Source organism: Burkholderia aenigmatica (assembly GCF_048627025.1).
Classification (GTDB): domain Bacteria; phylum Pseudomonadota; class Gammaproteobacteria; order Burkholderiales; family Burkholderiaceae; genus Burkholderia; species Burkholderia aenigmatica.
The window spans coordinates 713,024-733,078 of the sequence record NZ_CP184469.1 but is presented as its reverse complement, the minus strand read 5'-3'; the positions used below and the strand labels follow the sequence as shown (position 1 = coordinate 733,078).

Sequence of the window (20,055 nt, the reverse complement as noted above, 5' to 3'; positions counted from 1 at the left end):
CGGTGCGACATTGTACGCACGGCCGGCCGCGGCGCGAGCCCCTGCCCTTACCCCCGCCGCGCTATGCCACGCGGCCGGTCACCGGAATCGACGCGCCGGTGATCGCCTGCGCGTCGGCCGACAGCAGGAAGCCGATCGTCGCCGCGATCTGTTCCGGCCGCACCCAGCGCGTGAAATCCGCATCCGGCATGTCCGCGCGGTTCGGCGGCGTGTCGATGATGCTCGGCAGGATCGCGTTCACCGTCACGCCGCGGTCGAGCAGCTCGGCCGCCAGTGCCTCGGTGAGCCGCGCGACGCCGGCCTTCGCGGCCGCGTAGGCGCCCATCCCCGTGCCGGCCTTGAACGCCGCGCCCGCGCCGATGTTGACGATGCGCCCGGCCGGGCTCGCCAGCAGGTGCGGCAGCGCGGCCTTCGATGCGTTCAGCGCGGTCTTCACGTTCAGTTCGTACATCCGGTCCCACGTGGCGGCGTCGCCGTCGGCGATCGTCTGCCACACGAACGCGCCCGCGATGTTCAGCAGCGCATCGACGCGGCCGAATTCGCGCTGCACGGTATCGAGCGCCTGCGCGGCGGCCTGCGGATCGACGAGATCGATGCCGCCGATGCGCAGCGCGTCGGCCGGCACGCCGGGCAGCGCCTGCGCCGCCGGGGCCGCACCGCGGCCGATCAGCGCGACGCGTGCGCCGCGCTCGCCGAGCCACGCGGCCGTCGCGACGCCCAGATGACCGAATCCGCCGGTGATCGCGACTGCCTTGCCTTTGAGTTCGTGTTCCATCGATGTTTTCTCCTGGATCGAGGGTTGCTTGATGCGTGTTGCATGAGTCATGCCGGCCGCGACATAGGTGTGCGGCCGGCAATGCGCCACAGCGTAGCGCCGTTCACGCATCCGTGCGCACCGCGACGAGGCTGCGGCGGCGCAATTCCTCCGTCGTTTCGCCCTGGTTGTCGGGGCGCCAGCCCGGCGGCAGCAGCACGAAGCGGATCGCGGTCCACACGTCGCGGGCCGTGGCGACGTCGCGGGCGAGGCTCGCCCAGTGCTCGAGTTCGACGACGAACGGATTGCGCGAGCGGGTCGGCGTGACGAGGCCGAAACGGCACGGCTCGTCCGCACGCTCGGCGACATAGGTGCCGAACAGCCGGTCGAACACCACCAGCACGCCGCCGTAGTTCGCATCGAGATAGTCGAGGTTCGACGCATGGTGCACGCGGTGCGCGGACGGCGTGTTGAACACGTATTCGAACCAGCCGAGCTTCGGCATCCACGTGTTGTGCAACCAGAACTGGTACATCAGGTTGAACGACAGGATCGCGAGCACGGCTTCCGGACGCACGCCAAGCCACACGAGCGGCGTGAAGAACATCGCGGCGCCGGCGATCTTGCCGGTCCAGCCGAGGCGAAATGCGGACGACAGCGTCAACTGGTTCGGCGAATGATGCACCGCATGGGTCGACCAGAAGAAGCGCACGCGGTGCGACGCGCGGTGATACCAGTAGTAGCAGAACTCCTGGCCGACGAACACGAGCAGCGCGAGCGCGACGCTGTGGAGCGGGATCGTGAAGAGCCGGTGCGCCCACGCGAGGTCGAACAGCGGCGTGGCGAGCGACAGCGGCACCAGCGCGAGCAGCTTGCGGCCCGCGAGATCGGCGAGCGACAGCCACACCTCGTTCCAGTCGAACGGTTCGGGCCCGCGGGCGCGGCGCCAGGTGAGCACGGCCGCCTCGACGAGCGAGACGGCGACGATGAAGAGCGTGACGTAGTACGCGAGCTTTCCTGTGGTGGTGAGCATGATGGGCCTTTCCTTCGGTTGAGTCGGACGCGTCATGGGCGGCACGGGCTGCCATCGCGTCGAATGGAACGCACTGTAGTGGGCGCGGAATGGAAAGACCACGCGGGAAATGTGTCGCCGTATGTCGCGGGGAAAGGCGTTCGGGTGGTGCGTGGCCGTCAAGGGCGCTTGTGGATTGGAGGACGGCTGGTTTGGAGCTGCGCGTATGCGTGACCGGCGGGAAATGTGTCGCCGCATGTCGTGCGGGAAGGCGCGTTCAGCTGGTGCGTGGCGGGTGTGGACACTTGTGGACTGGAGCCGGGCCGGTATGGGGCTGCGCGTATGTGTGTCCGGCGGGGAATGTGTCGCCGCATGTCGTGCGGGAAGGCGCGTTCAGGTGGTGCGTGGCGGGCGTGGGCGCTTGTGGACTGGAGCGTGGCCGGTTTGGGGCTGCGCGTATGCCTGTCCTGCGGAAAATGTGTCGCCCGTGACGAAGCCGGTCGACGGCGTCGTACACGGCATGACACGGGCCGACGGACAAGCCCTGCGCGACAGATGAACACTGTCGTTTCCGATCGGACGGAAATCGATTCTTCGGATGGTTGGCGACGGTCGCGCCCTGTTACGGCGAAGCACGTTCCAGTCGCACATGGCGTACTGCATGCGTTCAATTCGCGTGACGCGGCTCGACACAAAACGCGCATGAATCGGCCGGCAAATATGTCGCCGCATGTCGCCGCGACACACTTTCGCGCTGCGCACGACACGTTCCTCACCCGTGCCACGGCACCGTGCCCTCATGCGACCGCATCGCCGACAGCCTTGCCCGGCGCGGCATACCCGCGATCGCCGTGGCCGGCGCACGCATTCGTCGTACTTCGAAACAGCACGCCACGTGTAACACCGCGACATCTTTTATGACGCGACGGGCGCGTGTCATCGCCCTAAAGTTCGTCCCGTCGCCACGCCACTGCGTGCACCGAAACGAACCGCAAGGACACCCGATGAAAACCCGCTTCCTCGTCACCGCCACTGCTCTCACCCTCGCCTGCGCACCGGCCTTCGCCGGCTGGGCCGGCCACGGCACCGCGTACACGCCGCGCGGCACCTACAACGGCGCGCACGCCGGCTCGTGCGGCGGCGGCAGCTGCTCGCATGCGGGCGGCGTGATCGGCCCCGGCGGCGGTATCGCGACCAACACGGGCACCGTCACGCGCACCGCGCCCGGCCAGTTCTCGAACAGCGGCACGGCCGTCGGGCCCAACGGGCGCTCGGTCGAACACAGCGGCGACACGAGCTGCGCGGACGGCACCTGCTCGCACACCGGTTCGCTGACGGGCTCGGACGGCCGCAGCGCCACGACGTCGGGCAGCGTGACGCGCAACGGCCCGGGCCAGTACTCGTCGAGCGGCACGATCACGGGCGCGAACGGCAACACGGCCAGCCACACGGCGTCGACGAATTGCGCGGGCTCGACCTGCTCGCGCTCCGGCACCGTGAAGGGCACCGACGGCGGAACCGTCACGCATTCCGGCAGCGCGACGCGCGTGGCGCCGGGTGTCGTGACGACGTCGGGCGGCTCGACGGTCGTACACGGCGGCACGGTCTCGACCGGTGGCACGGCCGTGATCCACGGCAGCACGACGGTGGGCGGCACGGTGGTCGTGGCCGGCGGAACGGTGCCGGTTCCTGTCCCGGTGCCGGTGCCGGTGCCGGTGCCGGTGCCCGTCGTGGCGCCTGCGCCGGCCGCGGTGGTCGTGACGACCCCGCCGCCCGCCGCCACGGTCGCTGTCGCGGCACCTGCACCGGCCGCCGTCGTGGTCACGCCCCCGCCGCCCGTGCCTGCCGCTGTCATCGTCACGCCGCCCCCGCCGAAGGTCGTGCGCGTTGCGGCGCCGAAGGCTGTCGTGGTCGCACCCGCGCCGCGTGTCGTCTACGTCGCGCCGCCGCCGCCGAAGGTCCTGTATCTCGCGCCGCCGCTGCCGCGTTCCGTGTACGTCGCCCCGCGTGCCGTGTATGTCGCCCACCCGCCGCGCGCCGTCATCTGGGTGCCCGCCCATTGGGCCGGCCGCGTGTGGGTGCCTGCGCACTGGGCATAACCCGGCGCCGCTTCGTTTCGCTTCGTTTTCCATCCGTTTGTTTCATCAACCACCCGGCCGGCGCAGACCGTCGGACACGCAAGGAGAAACCCCATGAAGTCCATCAAGAAGATGATTGCCGTCGTCGTTTTGTGTATCGTCTCAGCAGCAGCGTCGGCCCAGCAGGTGCCGCCTGGCGCGGCGAACGGCGGGGCACGCGTCGAACGTGCGCTGATGCAGTTGCAGTCCCGTTTCGCCAGCGCGAACACGACGCACGACGGCAAGCTCACCCGCGAGCAGGCCGCCGCGGGCATGCCGATGGTCGCGCAGCATTTCGACGAAATCGACACGCAGCACAACGGCTACGTCACGCTCGAGCAGCTCGCCGGTTTCATGCGCCAGCGCATGGCGGCCCGTTGAACCCGCACGAGAATCCGGCCGCGCACGGCACCGGGAGGCAAGCGATGGAACAGTCCTGCAGGATCGTCGTGCTCGACGACGAAGCCGAGCTGCGCAACATGCTGCAGCGCTTCCTGACCGGCCACGGCTTCCAGGTGCGCGCGGTCGCCGACGGCAAGCGGCTCGACCGCCTGCTGCAACGCGAACCGTACGACCTGCTGGTGCTCGATCTGATGATGGAGCCCGAGGACGGCCTGAGCGTGTGCCGGCGCCTGCGCGCCGAAGGCCAGACGCTGCCGATCCTGATGCTCACCGCGAAAGGCGACGCGGCGGACAAGGTCGTCGGCCTCGAGACGGGCGCCGACGATTACCTGGCGAAGCCGTTTCTCCCCGATGAACTCGTGGCCCGCGTCCGCGCATTGCTGCGGCGGCAGAAGATGGCGGCCGGCGAGCCGACGGTCACGTCGCAGCGGTTGCGTTTCGGTGCGTTCACGTTCGACGTCGGCCAGCAGACGCTGATGCGCGACGGCACGCCCGTCGAGATTCATTCGGCGCAGATGCTGCTGTTGCATGCGCTCGGCTCGTCGCCGAACCGCGCGGTGAGCCGCGAGAACCTGCTCGCCCGCGCGCGCGGCCGCGACCATGCCGCACTCGACCGCAGCGTCGACGTGCAGATCCTGCGGCTGCGCCAGATCGTCGAGGACGATCCCGGCAAGCCGCGCTTCATCAAGACCGTCTGGGGCATCGGCTACATGCTGGTGGCCGGCGTCGAGCCGTGATGCGCATCCCGCTGCCGCGCTCGCTGCTCGCGCGCAACATCGCGCTGCTGGTGGCGCTCGTCGCGCTGTCGCTCGCCTGTTCGCTCACCGTGCTGCTGCACTACGTGCAGCGCCCGCGCATCGAGCGGGCGTCGATCGTCTTTTCCGACTACGTGCGGTTGCTCGACCGCACGCTTGCCAGTCTGCCGCCCGACGCCGGCCGCACGGTCATCGCGCAATTCGGCGGCCAGGCCGCGCTGCCGCCCGCCGCATCGCCGCAAGCACCGAACCTGGCGGCCTTCTTCCGCACCTGGCAGCGTGACGTGTTCATGCAGGCACTCGAACGCCACCTGCCGCCTGAGCTCCCCGCGCGTTGGCAGTCGGGCGACGACGAGCGTCTGTGGATCCGGTTGCATGTTGCCGGCTCGCCTGTGTGGTTGCCGCTGCCGATGGCCGCCGACGCGCAGGCGAGCGGCATCACGACGGCACTCGTGCTGTCGGTCGGGCTGGCGTTGCTCGCGGCGCTGACCGGCTACCTGATCCAGCTCCACCTGAACCGGCCGCTCGACGCACTGGCGCGCGCGGCGCAACGTGTCAGCGCGGGCGAGCGCCCGCCGCCGCTGCCCACCGACGGCCCGACCGAAATCGCCGACGTGAGCCGCGCATTCAACCAGATGGCCGATGCGCTGCAACAGGCGGAAGCGACCCGCTCGCTGATGCTGGCCGGCGTGTCGCACGACATCCGCACGCCGCTCACCAAGCTGCGCCTGGCGATCGCGATGGCGCTGCCGCGCGGCACGCACGACGCGCTCACCACGTCGACCGAGCACTACCTGGACCAGATCGATACGATCCTGCAGCAATTCATGGACTACGCGGGCAGCGGCGAGCGCGAAACGCCGCAAACCGGCGACCTGAATGCGTTGATCGGCCAGCTCGTCGCGGATTTCGCGGGGCTCGGCCACGAATTCGACTTCGACGAAGGGGCGGTGCCCGCTTTCGCGTTCCGTCCGATCGCGCTGATGCGGCTGCTGATGAACCTGATGCAGAACGCGGTCGTCTATGGCCGGACGGGCCTCGGCGTGCGCACGTGGACCGAGCGCGGCATCGCGTATGCGGTGGTCAGCGATCGCGGCAACGGCATCGGTGCGGCCGAACTCGAACGGCTCAAGGCACCGTTCAGCCGGGGCGCGAACGCCCGCAACCACGCGGGCGGCACGGGCCTGGGCCTCGCGATCGTCGAGCGGATCGCCCGCCTGCATGGTGGGTCGCTGACGTTCCGCGACCGAGATGGCGGCGGGCTGGAGGCCGTTGTTGCGTTGCCGCTCGATTCGTCAGGAGTGGTGCGGCGGTCGCTGTCGGCCTGACGGACTGTTTGCCTGATGGCCTGCCTGACTGTCCGACGGCTCGCCCGTTCGCCGTTCGCCGTTCGCCGTTCGCCGTTCGCCGTTCGCCGTTCGCCGTTCGCCGTTCGCCGTTCGCCGTCCGTTCGCCCGTTCGCCCGTTCGCCCGTTCGCCCGTTCGCCAGTTCGCCAGTTCGCCAGTTCGCCAGTTCGCCAGTTCGCCAGTTCGCCAGTTCGCCAGTTCGCCAGTTCGCCAGTTTGTCTGCTGGCCTATCTGCTCGTCTGCTCGTCTGCACGCCCGCCCGTTCGTCCATCCGCCCGACGGCCTACCTACCATCCGCGCCAGCGCGCAGCCCTGCGTGACATCCGCCGACATAATTCCTGCGTGGCGCATCCCGCCCGACCTCCGCATACTTGCGCCTGCGTGTTGCGCAACGGCATGAACCCTCTCCCTCGCCAGCGATCACGCCCCGCTTCCGATCGTTCGCGTTCCTGAATGCCGCGACAGTATCGGCAACTTCATCCAGGCCACGGAGATCGACATGTTCCCTTCCCTTCACGCACTCGCTGCCGACGCCAAACGTCTGACCAGTGTCGCACTGATCGCCGGCACGCTCGCGATGACCGGCTGCGCATCGACCGCGACCACGTCCATGACCGCCGCGCCGGCCGCCCGCACGCAGCCGCAGGTTCGTGCGGACGTCGTCTATGTATCCGCGTTCGACGTGGCCACGACCGACGTCAAGGTCGACGGCGGGATGATCAGCAAGCTTGCGACCCTCGCGAGCGGATCGTCCGCCGACGTGCAGCGCCAGCAAAGCGCGCTGAAGACCCGCGACCAGCTCGCCGACGCCCTCGTGCGCGAGCTCCGGTCGCAAGGCATCCCCGCGCTGCGCGGCCCGGTGCCCGACGGTCGCGACGCGCTGGTGGTCGAAGGCCGCTTCGAATCGATCGACGCCGGCAACCGCCGCCGCCGCACGCTGATCGGGCTCGGCGCGGGCAAGAGCGAAGTGAAGGCATCGGTCACCGTGCTGTTCCAGCCGGCGCATGGCGCACCGCAGCCGCTCGGCACGTTCTCGTCCAGCGCGAACAGCGGCCACCTGCCCGGCATGGTGGAAACCGCCGGAGTCGGCGCGGCGGCCGGCCGCCTCGCGACGTCGGCAGCAGTGGGCGCAGGCCTGCATGGCGTGTCGGAAGCGAAGCACGACACGGTGGCGTCCGATACCGACCGCCTCGCGCGCTCGATCGCGAAGCAGCTCGCGACGCAGAACGCAGCGAACGCGTGGCTGCCGACGGTGTCGGCGAGCTGACGCACCGCGCCGCCGGCGCAGCCCCGGCGGGCACGCAGGCGGCCGGCCGGGCATAATGCGCGAGGCCGCTCCGGCGCCACGCGCCGCGACCGAGCCGGGCGACCGGACGGCCCGCGCCGTTCTCGCCCCGAATCCTGAACCTCAACCCGTCAATTCCATGCAAGTACTCGTCGTAGGAACCGGCAAGCTGGCCAGCGAGCTGCTCGGCGCGCACCGGCTCGATCCGGCAACCTGTCGCGTGATCCCCTGGTCGGACAGCGCGCGCAACGATGCGCAGCGCAGCGACGCCCGAACGATCGTCGTGCACGCCGGTTCCGGCCGCGAACTCCCTGACGTGATCGCATTCTGCGAAGTCACCGGATCGCCACTCGTCGAGCTGTCGACCGGCTCCGAGCTCGAGACCGGCTCGCACGCGTTCCCGGTCGTGCTGTGCCCGAACACGAACATCCTGATGCTCAAGTTCATGAGCATGCTGGAAACCAGCGGTCACCTGTTTCATGACTGCCAGATCAGCCTGACGGAGTCGCATCAGGCTGGCAAGACGTCCGTCCCCGGCACCGCTGTCGGGATCGGCCAGTCGCTCGGCGTGCGGCCGGAAGATATCCGTTCCGTGCGCGACCCGGACGTGCAGCGCAGCGAATTCGCGGTCGCCGACGATCAGCTCGGCCGCCACGCGATTCACCGAATCCGCATCGACGACGGTGCGTGCAGCCTGCAATTCGAATCGCGCGTGGTGGGCGCGACACCTTACGCGGACGGCGTGTCGCGTATCGTCGATGCCGTCCGGCAGCACGATCTCGAGCACCGCCGCTATTCGATCGTCGAGTTCATCCGCAACGGCTGGCTGTAATCGCGGCGATACGCGGCGGCGAGCATCCGTGCATCGCGTCGCAGACTTTTTTGCACGACGCAAGAAACGGTGCGGTGCTGATTTCCGCAGATGTCGTCGACCGCCCGATCCGCGACATCCGGGCCACCATGAATTTCGCCGACCGGCACCTGACGTCCCACGTGGCCGGCGGTCAAGATCGCGCCAGCCGGCTTCGCCGCCACGGCCGCTCCAGAAATCCGACGCGCAATCGTCCTGCCGCATTCGCTGGTAAGTTATCGGGCGAGGTTCGTTCGCCGAGAGGGTGCGCGAGTCACCGCCGATGTCAGCGCCTGAACCGCTACCGTCACCATCTCCCCGAAAGGAGCGCAACCGATGACCCGCCCCGCTTTCATCAAGCACTGGACCGAGCTCGAAGAACCCGAAGCGCATTGCTATCGCGGCGATACCGAGCCGAGGGCGCTGGACGCACCGATTTCCGCCGAACTCGGCATCACCCGGATCGGCATCCATCACGTGAGGCTTCTGCCGGGCCGGCGGACGTCCTATCCGCATGCCGAAAGTACCGAGCAGGAGTTTGTGTATGTGCTCGAAGGCAAGCCGGATGTCTGGATCGACGGCGTGCTGCACCCCGTTGCCGAAGGCGATTCGGTCGCGTTTCCGGCGGGCACCGGCATCTGCCACACCTTCTTGACATCCTCCCCCGCCTGAAGACGGGGGATTCCTACCGCGTCTGAAACGATAATGCTTGTCTCAGATCGCCTCGGCGGGTTCCTGCTTCATCGAGCGGCCCGACTGCACCGTCTCTCCACAGGCTGCAACGCGGTGTCCCCGCGCCAGAATGTTCAGAGCACCGACGACATCGGCGTTCTCCTCGTAACGGCATTCGACACAGGCGAATTTTTCCTGCGTGGTCCGGTTATCCGCACTCACGTATCCACAAGCCGGACACGTCCGGCTTGTATTCGCGGGCGGAACCGCCACCAGCCAGCCGCCATTCCAGGCCAGCTTGTATTCCAATTGCCGCCTGAACTCGAACCACCCTTGATCGAGGATGGCCTTATTCAGACCGGACTTGGCCCGAACATTTTTGCCAGGCGCATCGATGCTGCCTGCCGCCGACCTGGACATATTCCGAACCTGCAGGTCCTCGATACACACCATCGCGTGGTTTTTGCTGATCGTGGTCGTGGCCTTGTGCAGGTAGTCGCGGCGAGCATTGCCGATGCGCGCATAGATGCGCTGGACTCTGGTCTTGGCTTTTTTCCAGTTATTGCTGAACTTGACCTTGCGGCTCATCGCACGTTGGCATCGGCGCAGACGAGCCTCATGTTTCCTGAAACTGTTGAGCGGTGCGACAAACGTGCCGTCGCTCATCGTGGCGAAGCGGGCAATGCCCACATCGATGCCGATCACGCTCGTGGCATGGGGCACCGGCTGCTCGACCTCCCGCTCGGTCTGGATCGAGACACACCACTTGCCCGCGTTGAAGCTGACCGTTGCGTTGCGCAGTTCGCCCAGCACGGGACGCGACAGCCTCAGCCGCATCCAGCCCAGCTTGGGCAGGAAAATGCGCCCATTGGGCTGGTCGAGCTTGAATTGCTTGGGGTCCGGGTAGCGAAAACTGTCGCGCTGGCCGCGCTTCTTGAACTTCGGAAACGCCGCTCGCTTGGCGAAGAAGTTCTTGTAGGCACGGTCCATGTCTTTGAGGGTGTGTTGCAACGGGTGAACGGGGGCATCCTTGAGCCATGGCGTTTCGCCTCCGTTACGCCACTCCGTCAGATGCCTGGCCATTGCTACGTAGCCAATGAACTTGCCGCCCGCCTCGTAGTTCTCCTTCTGCAACGCCAGTGCCTTGTTGTAGACGAACCGGCACGATCCGGCGAAGCGGCGCATATCGCGCTGCTGCTCGCCGTTCGGCATCAGTTCGAACTTGAAGGCCTGGAGTCGTCGCATCGGACGATTGTATGTCTGGCCCACAAGAGCGAGTCAAGCCATTCGACGTGGTCGCTATTACGTCTTTCAAGTGCTACTCGAGCATTCGTAAAAAGTTGTGGGGCGGCGCGCTGGAGTCTCTGTCTTACTTTGCCGGAAGTTGTGGTGGAGCGCCTGTCGAAATCGTTCGCAAATACATCGACCAACAGAAAACGCCCCACTAGCCGCCCGAAAGGACGCCTACGGCGTCCGCGCTATCCTTCCCCGCCCTGAAGGACGAGGTTTGACGCGCATTCAGATCAACAACACGCAGGACGAAGTCCGGCTGATGGTGATCGGTGAACGTCCGCGCGACGACAACCGCATCCGCTACCCGATGAACCACGCGTATGAGCTTACCCACGCGGACCGCTGGGTGGACTGGCCCGACCGGCCGCTCGGGGACCACAACGGGATGCCGGACTGACGCGCGCGAAGATGCCCGCGACGGTCATCGAACCCGTGTGTTGACGGACGCCATAAGGGCATCGCTGACGCTCGACAGTCGACCCGAGTGCATGGCCGAACGGCCAGCAGTGATCCGGGCCAACCGTTACCGGCGCCCACCTCGCCATGGCGCGACGCGCAAAAAAAAATCCCTCCGCCGTCGATCCAGGCTGGAGGGCAAGCGATCCCGATCGTGCGGGATCGAGGCACGGGATGGACAGCCGGCCCGCTCAGGCCAGCCCGTTTCCCGACACGTACAGAAACAGCTCGGCATCGCTGCGGATGCCGAGCTTCTTCATCGCGTTGTGCTTCTGCGTGCTGATCGTCTTGATGCTGCGGCCGTAGTAATGCGCGATATCGGTCATCGTCATCCCGCTCGCACACATCCGCACGACTTCGATCTCGCGCGGGCTCAGCGCATAGACGTCGTCGTTCACGGCCGTCGGCATCGGCCGCACGGCCGGCAGGAACGGGCGCCCCGCATACGCGGCGACGATCGCACGCGCCAGGTCGGCCGCCACGCCGCGCTTGTTGAGCACGGTCAGCACGCCCGTATTGCAGATGTTCTGCATCAGCGCCGGATTGTCGAGCATCGTCAGCACGACCACGCGCACCAGCGGAAACGCTTCGCGGATCGCCTCGAGCATCAGCAGTCCATCCGCGTGCGCGCGCCCCGGCATCGCGAAATCGGTCACCACGACATCGCAGTGCGTGCGCGCGATGCAGCTCAGCAGCGCGCCGGGCTCGAGGGCCTCGCCGACCACGCTGATACTCGTCTCGGATGCCAACGCGTGACGAATGCCGTACAACATCAGCGGATGGTCATCCGCTATCACAACCCTGATACTCACTTTCGCCCTCCTTCGTCTCTCGCCATCAACTCAATGCCGTCAGGCGCCCGCTGCGCGTGCCCGTTCGCCGACGTGCGTCAGCAGATGATCCGTCATCTTCAATACTTCTGCTCCGGCGTTGCCGATCGCCGCCGCCGAGCCGGACATGAGGGCCGCGTGAAAGCGGTCGAGCAGGCGGTCGATGTGACGCTGCCCGAACAGCGCGTAGGTGCCGCGCGCCGCATGACTCCATGCCTGCAGCGCTTGCCGATCCCCCGCGCGCAGTGCGCGCGACAGCACCGCGCAGTCGGCATCGAGCGACGCGCGGCACGCGGCGAGCACGTTCCGGGCATCAGCGCCACCGTCTCCCGCTACGCCGAACGCATCGAACAGCGTCGCGTAATCGAGCGCCGCGGCGTCGAAGCCGAGCGCGTCGCCGGCATCGTGCGATACGCGCGTGTCGAGTGCATCGAGCGCATCGAGCACGTCGCGCAGATCGCCGGGCGTGACCGGCCTGCGCAGGCACGCAACCATGCCGGCGCCGACCCAGCCGGACGCGTCGGCATCGGCGTCGGCCGTCAGGCCGATGACCGGCATGCGCGCGAGCCGTGGATCGCGGTGATCGCGCAACGCGGCCGCCAGCGCGAACCCGTCCATCCCCGGCATCCGGCAGTCGGTCAGCACGACGTCGATCGGCATCGCGCCCGTCTCCAGCAGATCGAGCGCCGTGCGCCCGTCGTGACGCTCGATCGCACGATGCCCGAGGCGGGCCAGTTGATGCGCGAGCGCGATGCGGTTGACCTCGCGATCGTCGACGATCAGCACGCACAACGGCCGCGAGGGCGCCTCGGTGTCCTCGCTATCGTGCGGTGAATCGGCAGCGGCAACGGCAGCGCCGGAGTCAGACGTGGTCGCATTCGCGCGTGCTGGCGCCGCCACCGGGCAACGCAGCGTCAACGCAAACGCCGCGCCAACGCGATGCGTATCGAGCAGCCGCAGGTCGCCGCCGAGCGCCCGCGCGAGCTTGCGCGAAATCGCCAGGCCGAGCCCGCTGCCGTCACCACCATCGCGCCCGGCACCGGCATGCGTGACGAATGGCGTGAACAGGCCCGGTTTCAGCGCATCCGGAATACCGGGCCCGGTATCCTCGACGACGATCTCCAGCACGACGCCATCGCGTGCCCGCGATACCACGTCCGCACGCAACCCCACCGCGCCGTGCGCGGTAAACGCGATCGCGTTGCCGACCAGGTTCGACAGGATCTGGCGCACGCGCTCGCCGTCCGTCGTCACGCACGCGGGCACCGCGCCGGCCACCTGCACCTGCAGGCGCAGCCCTTTCGCGGCCGCGCGCGCCGAGAACAACGCCGATACGTCGTCGAGCAGCGCGCGCGGATCGACCGCCGACGGTGCGATCGGCAGCCGGCCCGCGTCAGCGCGCGCATGCACGAGGATGTCGTCCAGCAGACGCATGAGCCGCAACCCCGTCTCATGCACGAGCGCCAGCAGGCCGCGGCGCTCGTGCGCGGGCGCCTCGCGATGCGCGACGTCGACGAGCGCGAGCATCGCCGCGAGCGGCGTGCGCAGTTCGTGGCCGGCCAACGCCAGCGCATCGTTCGACGCGCGCAGCGCCGCTTCGAGACGCAGCCGCTCGCGTCGCATGCAGGCCCACACCGCCACCCCCGCGATGGCGCTGCAGACACATGAGGCAAACACCGACCATAGCACCACGGGTCATCTCCCTGCCGCCGAACCGGCGCGGTCGTTCGGTGTCACTTCACGCCCCCGGAACCGCGCCGGCATCCCGGTGGTTCGTCACTCGTGGTCATCCTCATCCTTGTCGTCATTCGGGGCGCCAACCAGGCATGCCTTCGCGCGCCCGCTAGTAGCGGACGTCGACGATCACGCTGTCGGTATAGGTGCCGACGGGCGGCGTGGCCTGGTCGTTGTAGATTCTAGCCACGTACGGCATCGTATTCACCGACGTTCCGTCCGCCGGGCCGCTGCCGGCGACGCGGTTGCTCGCCTGCCCCCAGACCGTCGCGCCGCCGCCGGCAAACAGGTCGTACTGAAGACGATTCGCACCGCTCGCCATCTGTCGGCGCCCGTTGCCGGCCACGTTGTTGCCGGGGCTCAGCCCGACCGTGTAGATCATCCCCTTCGTGCAGGTCAGCGCAATCGAGCCGGACACGGGCTGGAAGCTCGACACGGTCGGCGCAGCGCCAAAGCTCACGTCCGGTGCGGTGATCGTGCAGTCGTTGGTGACGGTCATCGTGACCTGGAACGTCGACACGCCGCTGCCCTGGTCGCGGCCGAGGCAGATCCCGAGAATCCCGATCCCCGCGCAATAGTTCCAGGTCCAGTTGATCGTCAGCGTGTCCGTATAGACGCCCGCCGCGACGTTGCTGTTGGTGCTCGTGCGGAAATAGAGCGGCAGCGAGGCGGCCGGCCCGCCGAAAATCCCGAGCAGGTTGAGCAGCGCGCCGCTGAACCAGTTGTATTGCTGCCCCCTGTTCAGCACGACCGAATAAGCCGAATCCGCGAAGATCGTGTACGGAATCGCATCGCCGGTCGGGCCGGTCAACTGGCCGCCGTTGGCCGACGTGATGGTGGCGTCGATCTGGTCACCGACCTGCAGCAGCGACAACAGGGCGCCCGAGCAGGTCAATCCGCTGTTCGTCGTCGAGGTCGACTGCGCCTGGTTTAGCGCCGCGAACGACGTGACGGTGCCGAACGACGCACCGTTCGCCGGTGTCACCGCGCATCCGGCATACGCGGCCGACGGCGCGAGCACGGCCGCCATCGCGGCCGTCAGCGCCCATTTCAAGATCCAGCCGAACTGTTTCATCCGTCCCCTCCCTTCCGTCTAGTTGCCGCAGCGCAGCGGCCCGATGCGCTGCATCCGGTCCGCGCCGGCGTCGGACGGGAACGTCACTTCGCAAGTCCGGCCGCCCGGCAACGCAACGTCCACGTGATTGATGTCCGACAGTCCTTCGAAATACGTCTCGCCACCCCAGCCGACGAGCGCCGTCTGCCCCGATTCGCGATGCGTCGCGCGCGCGCCGACCGGTAGCTGCCGACCCTGCGCGTCGACGAGCGTGATGCTGGCGGACACGATGCGCTCGACCGGAAACCGCACGATCGCGCCCGCCCGCTGGCGCACCGCAACACGCCGCTCGACCGTCGGGACGCGCACGTTGCTCGGCAGGCCGAGCGGATCGATCTCGTACTTGGCCGCGTAATACGCGGGCGCCCACGGCACGAGCAAGTGGCCGCCACCGTCGGTCTTGCCGACCACCTGGTTCTCGTAGCGCACGGGCACGCCCGGCTGCCCCTGCGTGTCGATCAGCACGAACGCATCGTCGACGCGGTCGGCCGCGAGCACCGCGCCGCCCATCACGACGAACGAGCCCTGCACGTCGGCCCAGCGCGTGTAGCCCTGGCCCGCACCGCCGCCATATGCGCCACCCTGCACCTGGAAGTAGCGATTGCGCCACGTCAGGTCGGCCTGCTGGTAACGCGAACCGCCGCCGGCATACGCGAGGTTCCAGCCCAGCCCGCCATCGCTCGGCACCGAGCGGCTGTACTGCACGCGCTCGGTCCAGTTGTCGCGCTCGTCGCGCGCGGTGCCGGCCGTCACCGTGCCGCCGCCGCCGAACGGCACGATCAGCTGCATCTGGGCGGCGACGCCGTGATTGCCGATGGTCTTGTTCAGCGACGCGTAGAGCGTCGCGCGCCCGAACAGCGGCCGCGTGTACGACACGTTCGCGATCCGCGTATGCGATCCGTCGCCGCCGTGTACGTCGAAATAGCCGGCCCCGAGCGTGCCGCCGATCATGCCGAGATTCAGCGCGCCGGTCGCCTGCGTGCTGCTGCGCACGAGCCGGTAGGTCACGCCGGATGCCTGGTCGTACACGGACAGGTCGCGAAACCCGTCGGTGCGCTGGATGCGCTGCAACGCGACGCTGAACCGGCGCGACGTGTAGCTGTAGCCGAACGCGTATTGCTGACCCGACGTGCCGGCGAGGCTGCTTTGCGTCGCCGCGAAGTTGAACACCCCCATGCGGCCGGCCGCGACGTCGAAGCCGAGCCCGCCGAGCGCGAGCCGTTCGCCGGTCTCCGCATGCCCTTCGAGCGTCAGGTAGTCCGTGAGCCCGTAGCGCGCGGTGCCGGACATCGCGAACTTGCCGTACGAGAACGAGCGGATGCCGTAGTCGCGGCGCATCGCGCCGACCGACAGCGAATAGTCGGACAGCCCTTTCTGCAGCAGCGTGTTCGCGACGTAGAACGGCACCGTGGTCGCGACCTGGCGGCCGAGCGCGTCGGTCGTCACGACGGTCGCCTCGCCCGCGCCGTTGATGAACGGCACGTCGTTCAGCGCGAACGGACCTGGGTTGACCTGCCCCGACGTCGCCTTGCTGCCATTGATGAACAGGTCGACCGCGGTCGGCACCGCCGCCTGCCCCGCGAACTGCGGCAGCGGGTAGGTAACGATGTCCGGCCGGACACGAAAATCCCGCGCAACCGACACGCCGCCCAGCCGCACCGCGCTCGTCCACGACAGCGCCCCCGTGACGAGGTCGCCGGCCGTGAAGCTCAGCATCCGGTCCTGGTCGGCATAGCGCCAGGTCGTGTCGTAACGCATGTAACGGTTGTCGCCGGGCGCGCCGCCGATACCGTAGGTGCGTCGATAGACGCCCGTGTTCGCGAGCGTGCCCCAGCGGTCGAACAGCCGCTGCTCGGTCCACGCGGACGTCTGGCTGCGGCCGAGTGTCGGCGAGTTCGTATAGACGTCGTAGTTGAACAGCAGCCCGAAGTCCGCCGCCGCCGGCGTGCGGTCGTACAGCCGCCGCGTGCCGATCGTCTGGGCCGGCAGCCAGTCGGGCGGCACCGTGAGCCTGAGCTGCTGCGACGTGCTTTCGTATTCGACCTCGACGTGAGCGAGCTTCGCGAGATCGACCATCCGGTCAGGCTCGGCGTCGGTTCGCACCGACACCTTCGCGAGATCGCCGGCGCGCACGTAGTACGCGCCGTCCTGATAGCGAACCGGCACGACCTGCCCGGTGGGCAGCGCGTTGACCACGAGTTCGAGATACAGCGTGCCGCTGCGCAGCGCCGGGTCGGAGGACGGCAACGCGCGCCCGAAGTTGTCGGCGAGTTTCATTGCGTCGTCCGCACGTGCCGCACCGGTCACCGAAACGGCGATGCCGATCGCCCACGCGGCGCCGCGCAGGCGCGGCCGCCTGCGTCCCTGTCGATTGAACCGCTCCAAGACTGCCCCCGTTTGCCGTGATATCCCGTCCGTTCCTGCTCGATCCCCTGCGACGACCTCGCGTCGCTGCGCGCATGCGAAGCGTCAGCGCTTCATGTCGGCGGGCTCCGGCTCGATGGCCACGTCGTGCTCTCCATTGACCGTCGCGACCAGTCGCGCTTGCGGCGTCTCCCGCACGGCATCCGGCAGCACCCAGCGCATCCGCGCGCCGGGCAGCACATAGCCGAGCAGCCCGCGCGCCACGTCGCTGCGTTCGCCCTGCGCGACGAGCGCAACCTGCGTCAGCCGGGCGTGCACGGGGCCACGGTTCTCGATCGCGAGCCAGCGCTTGCCGCCCTCGTGCTCGATGCGCCAGCCGAGCCGCGGCTGCCCGACGCCAGCCTGGCCGGACGACGGCTCCGCAGGCGCCTTCGCGCGCAGCCCCGCCCCATACACGAACAGCGGGATCGAGTAGTGCATCTGGAACTTCACGCCGAGCGACGCCTGGCCGCCGGCTTGTGCCGTGTCGTCGTCCGGTTGCGGAATCTCGTCGATCAACACGCGGTACGCGTCCTCGGCGCCGGGCGCGACGTCGGTCAAGCGCGTCAGGCGAATCAGTTGCCGCTTGCCCGGCGGCACGGTCGTCATCGGCGGACTGCCCGCGACGCGCGTCTGATCTTCCGCATACAGGTCCTCGCCGCCAGCCTCGCGCCAGCCGAGCACGCGCACCTGCAGCGTGACGGGCTTCATGTCGCGGTTCTCGAGCCACAGCGCCGCGGCACGCTGGTCGCTCTCGATGACGGGATCGATCGGCCAGATCATCACGGACGCAGCCGCGCGGGCCGTGCCGGCCGCGACCGCCATGGCCAGCGCCACGGCCGCGCGCACCCTCGTGCGCCTGCGCCGCACGCCTCCGCGACGAAGTCCTGAAACGGCATCATTCATGTCGGAATCCTGATTGAATCAATAACTCAGCGTGACCTGGGCGGTGTCGGTATAGGTGCCGGGCGGTGTCGCACCACCCGGCAGCGTCAGTGCGCCGTAGATCGGCAGGCTGACGACACCGGACGCCGGGATCGACACCGATTGCCCGACCGCCAGCACGGTCGTGCGGCTCGCGTCCGCATAGAGCCGGTAGGCGATCAGCGCATTGCCCGCGCTCGCGAGGTTGCGCTGCGTGTTGCCGCCCGTCGGATGCATGCCGCCGTCCACCGACATCTTCAGCGTCGTGCCGGGCGAGCACTCGATTTGCAGCGCGCTGCCGCCCGACGTCGCGACGGCCTGCCCCGTCGCGACCGCGGGATACGCGCCGAAATCGAGCGTGTCGAAATCGAGCCCCGTGCCCGACCCGCCGCCGGCCACGCCGCAGCCGGACACGATCTGCGCGCTGACCGCGAAGGTTCGGGTGGTCGGTACCGCCGTATCCGCGAGGCCGGCGATCGGGCACGCGAGCGCGCCCATCAGGAAGACCAGAGGTTCAGCTATCCGCATGATGGCAAGTGAGTCGAAGGGGTTCGCGGCAGCGCAGCCGACGGGCCGCCACGTGGCGGCGCCGGCCGCGCGCTTACCAGCCGAGCGTGACGTTGAGCGTGTCCGTGTAGGTGCCGGCAGAAAGTGCGCCGCGGCTCGTCTTGTTGATCGCGCCGTAGATCGGCAGGTTGAACGCCGAACCCGGCGCCGGCACCGGGACGGACTGCACGGTGCCCGCGACGTACTGGACCGAGCGCGCGGAATCCGCGTACACCTCGTAAGGCACGTAGCTCGAGCCGCTCGCGAGCGCGCGCGTGCCGGCGCCGACCGCCACGCCCTTGCCGAGGTTCTGGCCGCCGTCGATCGTCACCTGCAGCGCGGTCACGTCCGGCGAACAGGTCACCTGCGTCGCGCCGGCGCTGCCGCCGCCCGCGGCCTGGGCCGTCAGTGCCCCGGTAAAGCCCGACGGCTGCGTGCCGAAGTCGAGCGTGCCGAGGTTGGTCGAGTTGCCGGTCGAGCCCGAGCCGGCATCGATCGCGCAGCCGGTCGTCAGCACGAGCTTCGAATTGACGGAGCCGGTAATCGGGCTCGTTTGCGCGCCGGCGGTCATGCATGCCGACGCCAGAGCGACCGCTGCCAGGGTGTTCCATTGAGTTTTCACGCGTGTTCCTTTGACGAATGAGAGGTGAAGTTGCTACGCATCCGCCCGGGCTCACCAGTTGACGGTGATCCCGAGCAAATCTTCATAAGTCCCGGCCGGGACGAACTGCATCTGTGTGCCGACGACGCCGAACAGCGGCAGCGCGACGGCATCGCGCCGCTCGTCGACACGAAACGATTGGGGTATCTGCGGGACGTACGCCACGCTGCGCGCCGGATCGCGATAGATGTTGTAGGGCACGCGCGCGACGCTCCGGCCCGCCGCATCGCGCCGCACCAGATAGCGGGTCGACTGCAGGCCGTGCCGGCCCTCGTCGACCGACACCAGGAAACCGCCGATATCGGGGCTGCACACGACGTGCAGCGGGCCGCCACCGGACGGGCGCGTGTCGGTGGTCAGGGGCTCGGCCCACGTGGGCCCGCGCGTGCCGAAGTCGAGCGCGCCCAAATCCGCGCCGATCGGCCCGCCGCCGACCTGACAACCGCTGCGCACCTGCAGGCTGACGTTCACCGTGCCGTTGACCTGCCCGGCCTGAATGCCGGCGAACGGAACCAGCATCAGCCCGAGCCAGACCGTCTTCCGAATCGCTTTGACCATGCTGGCCTCCGGCGCACGCACAATTACGGCGCAATTACCCGCCATTGCCGCGCAATTGATTAATCCATTGGAATTCCGGCCATTCGGGCCGGTGCAAACGATTGAAAAGGGATTATTCCGGCGACACGAGACAGCGAAGTGGAACGACACCGATCGATATCGGCGCATCGCTCCATTCGCATTTTTCAGGGACGACAAAGCCCGCCCGGCATCGCGCTCAGCGCGTACCGGAGCCCTTCCCTTTATGATGTCTTGTGCTGTCGTTAATCCGCGATTCGTTTCCCCGCTCGCGGACTCGATTTATTCGATGAAATGCATGTTGGTGGCCTCGGATTGCTTTTC

The 20,055-nt window shown here is 68.2% G+C and carries 18 protein-coding genes and 3 pseudogenes; 9 read left to right on the top strand and 12 right to left on the bottom strand.

Translation table 11 applies throughout. From position 1 onward, the window contains the following. Window positions 1-61: 61 nt before the first annotated feature. A complete protein-coding gene (locus ACN8ZM_RS20385; protein ID WP_175025717.1) occupies window positions 62-775 on the bottom strand; it encodes an SDR family NAD(P)-dependent oxidoreductase in 714 nt (237 codons plus the stop codon). 103 nt (window positions 776-878) lie between these two features. After that, complete coding sequence (locus ACN8ZM_RS20380) at window positions 879-1,787, bottom strand: sterol desaturase family protein (protein WP_174970345.1); 909 nt, start codon at window positions 1,785-1,787, stop codon at window positions 879-881. Between the two features lie 983 nt (window positions 1,788-2,770). Here ACN8ZM_RS20380 and ACN8ZM_RS20375 point away from each other — a divergent pair. The 6 genes from ACN8ZM_RS20375 to ACN8ZM_RS20350 all read left to right on the top strand — a co-directional run bounded on the left by ACN8ZM_RS20375 (window position 2,771) and on the right by ACN8ZM_RS20350 (window position 8,504). Further along, window positions 2,771-3,865 carry a hypothetical protein gene (locus ACN8ZM_RS20375; RefSeq protein ID WP_420212196.1) on the top strand — a complete coding sequence of 365 codons (1,095 nt, stop codon included), beginning with the start codon at window positions 2,771-2,773 and terminating at the stop codon, window positions 3,863-3,865. Between the two features lie 93 nt (window positions 3,866-3,958). Next, window positions 3,959-4,264, top strand: coding sequence for an EF-hand domain-containing protein (locus tag ACN8ZM_RS20370; RefSeq protein ID WP_155291818.1), 306 nt, complete (start codon window positions 3,959-3,961; stop codon window positions 4,262-4,264). 44 nt (window positions 4,265-4,308) lie between these two features. After that, on the top strand, window positions 4,309-5,022 hold the full coding sequence (locus tag ACN8ZM_RS20365; RefSeq protein WP_043179863.1) for a response regulator: 714 nt from the start codon (window positions 4,309-4,311) through the stop codon (window positions 5,020-5,022). Beyond that, on the top strand, window positions 5,022-6,368 hold the full coding sequence (locus ACN8ZM_RS20360; RefSeq protein WP_420212195.1) for an ATP-binding protein: 1,347 nt from the start codon (window positions 5,022-5,024) through the stop codon (window positions 6,366-6,368). The genes ACN8ZM_RS20365 and ACN8ZM_RS20360 overlap by 1 nt, the downstream gene beginning before the upstream one ends. Window positions 6,369-6,886: 518 nt before the next feature. Further along, window positions 6,887-7,654, top strand: coding sequence for a DUF4410 domain-containing protein (locus ACN8ZM_RS20355; protein ID WP_420212194.1), 768 nt, complete (start codon window positions 6,887-6,889; stop codon window positions 7,652-7,654). A 157-nt stretch (window positions 7,655-7,811) separates the two neighbouring features. Next, entirely contained in the window at window positions 7,812-8,504 is a 693-nt protein-coding gene (locus ACN8ZM_RS20350) for a dihydrodipicolinate reductase (protein ID WP_205825105.1), read from the top strand. On the opposite strand, the gene ACN8ZM_RS20345 is transcribed toward ACN8ZM_RS20350, so the two are convergent. Continuing rightward, complete coding sequence (locus ACN8ZM_RS20345; protein WP_420212193.1) at window positions 8,465-8,707, bottom strand: hypothetical protein; 243 nt, start codon at window positions 8,705-8,707, stop codon at window positions 8,465-8,467. The genes ACN8ZM_RS20350 and ACN8ZM_RS20345 overlap by 40 nt on opposite strands. Window positions 8,708-8,858: 151 nt before the next feature. On the opposite strand from ACN8ZM_RS20345, the pseudogene ACN8ZM_RS20340 reads away from it, so the two are divergent. Then, window positions 8,859-9,185, top strand: a pseudogene (locus ACN8ZM_RS20340) (cupin domain-containing protein); the annotation flags it as partial. Window positions 9,186-9,236: 51 nt separating this feature from the next. Here ACN8ZM_RS20340 and ACN8ZM_RS20335 read toward each other — a convergent pair. Then, window positions 9,237-10,439 (bottom strand): RNA-guided endonuclease InsQ/TnpB family protein, encoded by a 1,203-nt coding sequence (locus ACN8ZM_RS20335; RefSeq protein ID WP_420212192.1) that lies wholly within the window; start codon window positions 10,437-10,439, stop codon window positions 9,237-9,239. 83 nt (window positions 10,440-10,522) lie between these two features. On the opposite strand from ACN8ZM_RS20335, the pseudogene ACN8ZM_RS20330 reads away from it, so the two are divergent. Beyond that, window positions 10,523-10,642: pseudogene (locus tag ACN8ZM_RS20330) on the top strand (transposase); the annotation flags it as partial. Between the two features lie 71 nt (window positions 10,643-10,713). Then, a pseudogene (locus tag ACN8ZM_RS20325) lies at window positions 10,714-10,884 on the top strand (cupin); the annotation flags it as partial. A gap of 250 nt (window positions 10,885-11,134) precedes the next feature. Here the strand turns inward: ACN8ZM_RS20325 and ACN8ZM_RS20320 are convergent. The 8 genes from ACN8ZM_RS20320 to ACN8ZM_RS20285 form a co-directional block, all read right to left on the bottom strand. Then, window positions 11,135-11,755 (bottom strand): response regulator, encoded by a 621-nt coding sequence (locus ACN8ZM_RS20320; protein WP_043179870.1) that lies wholly within the window; start codon window positions 11,753-11,755, stop codon window positions 11,135-11,137. A gap of 39 nt (window positions 11,756-11,794) precedes the next feature. Then, window positions 11,795-13,396, bottom strand: coding sequence for an ATP-binding protein (locus tag ACN8ZM_RS20315; protein WP_420212191.1), 1,602 nt, complete (start codon window positions 13,394-13,396; stop codon window positions 11,795-11,797). A gap of 220 nt (window positions 13,397-13,616) precedes the next feature. Further along, window positions 13,617-14,582, bottom strand: a complete 966-nt coding sequence (locus ACN8ZM_RS20310; protein WP_420212190.1) for a spore coat U domain-containing protein — start codon at window positions 14,580-14,582, stop codon at window positions 13,617-13,619. 18 nt (window positions 14,583-14,600) lie between these two features. After that, window positions 14,601-17,006 (bottom strand): fimbria/pilus outer membrane usher protein, encoded by a 2,406-nt coding sequence (locus tag ACN8ZM_RS20305; RefSeq protein WP_420212189.1) that lies wholly within the window; start codon window positions 17,004-17,006, stop codon window positions 14,601-14,603. 84 nt (window positions 17,007-17,090) lie between these two features. Continuing rightward, complete coding sequence (locus ACN8ZM_RS20300; protein WP_420212188.1) at window positions 17,091-17,930, bottom strand: molecular chaperone; 840 nt, start codon at window positions 17,928-17,930, stop codon at window positions 17,091-17,093. A gap of 18 nt (window positions 17,931-17,948) precedes the next feature. Next, a complete protein-coding gene (locus ACN8ZM_RS20295; protein WP_420212649.1) occupies window positions 17,949-18,458 on the bottom strand; it encodes a spore coat U domain-containing protein in 510 nt (169 codons plus the stop codon). A 91-nt stretch (window positions 18,459-18,549) separates the two neighbouring features. Then, on the bottom strand, window positions 18,550-19,116 hold the full coding sequence (locus tag ACN8ZM_RS20290; protein WP_043179881.1) for a Csu type fimbrial protein: 567 nt from the start codon (window positions 19,114-19,116) through the stop codon (window positions 18,550-18,552). A gap of 51 nt (window positions 19,117-19,167) precedes the next feature. After that, entirely contained in the window at window positions 19,168-19,713 is a 546-nt protein-coding gene (locus tag ACN8ZM_RS20285; protein WP_420212648.1) for a spore coat U domain-containing protein, read from the bottom strand. Window positions 19,714-20,055 lie beyond the last annotated feature (342 nt).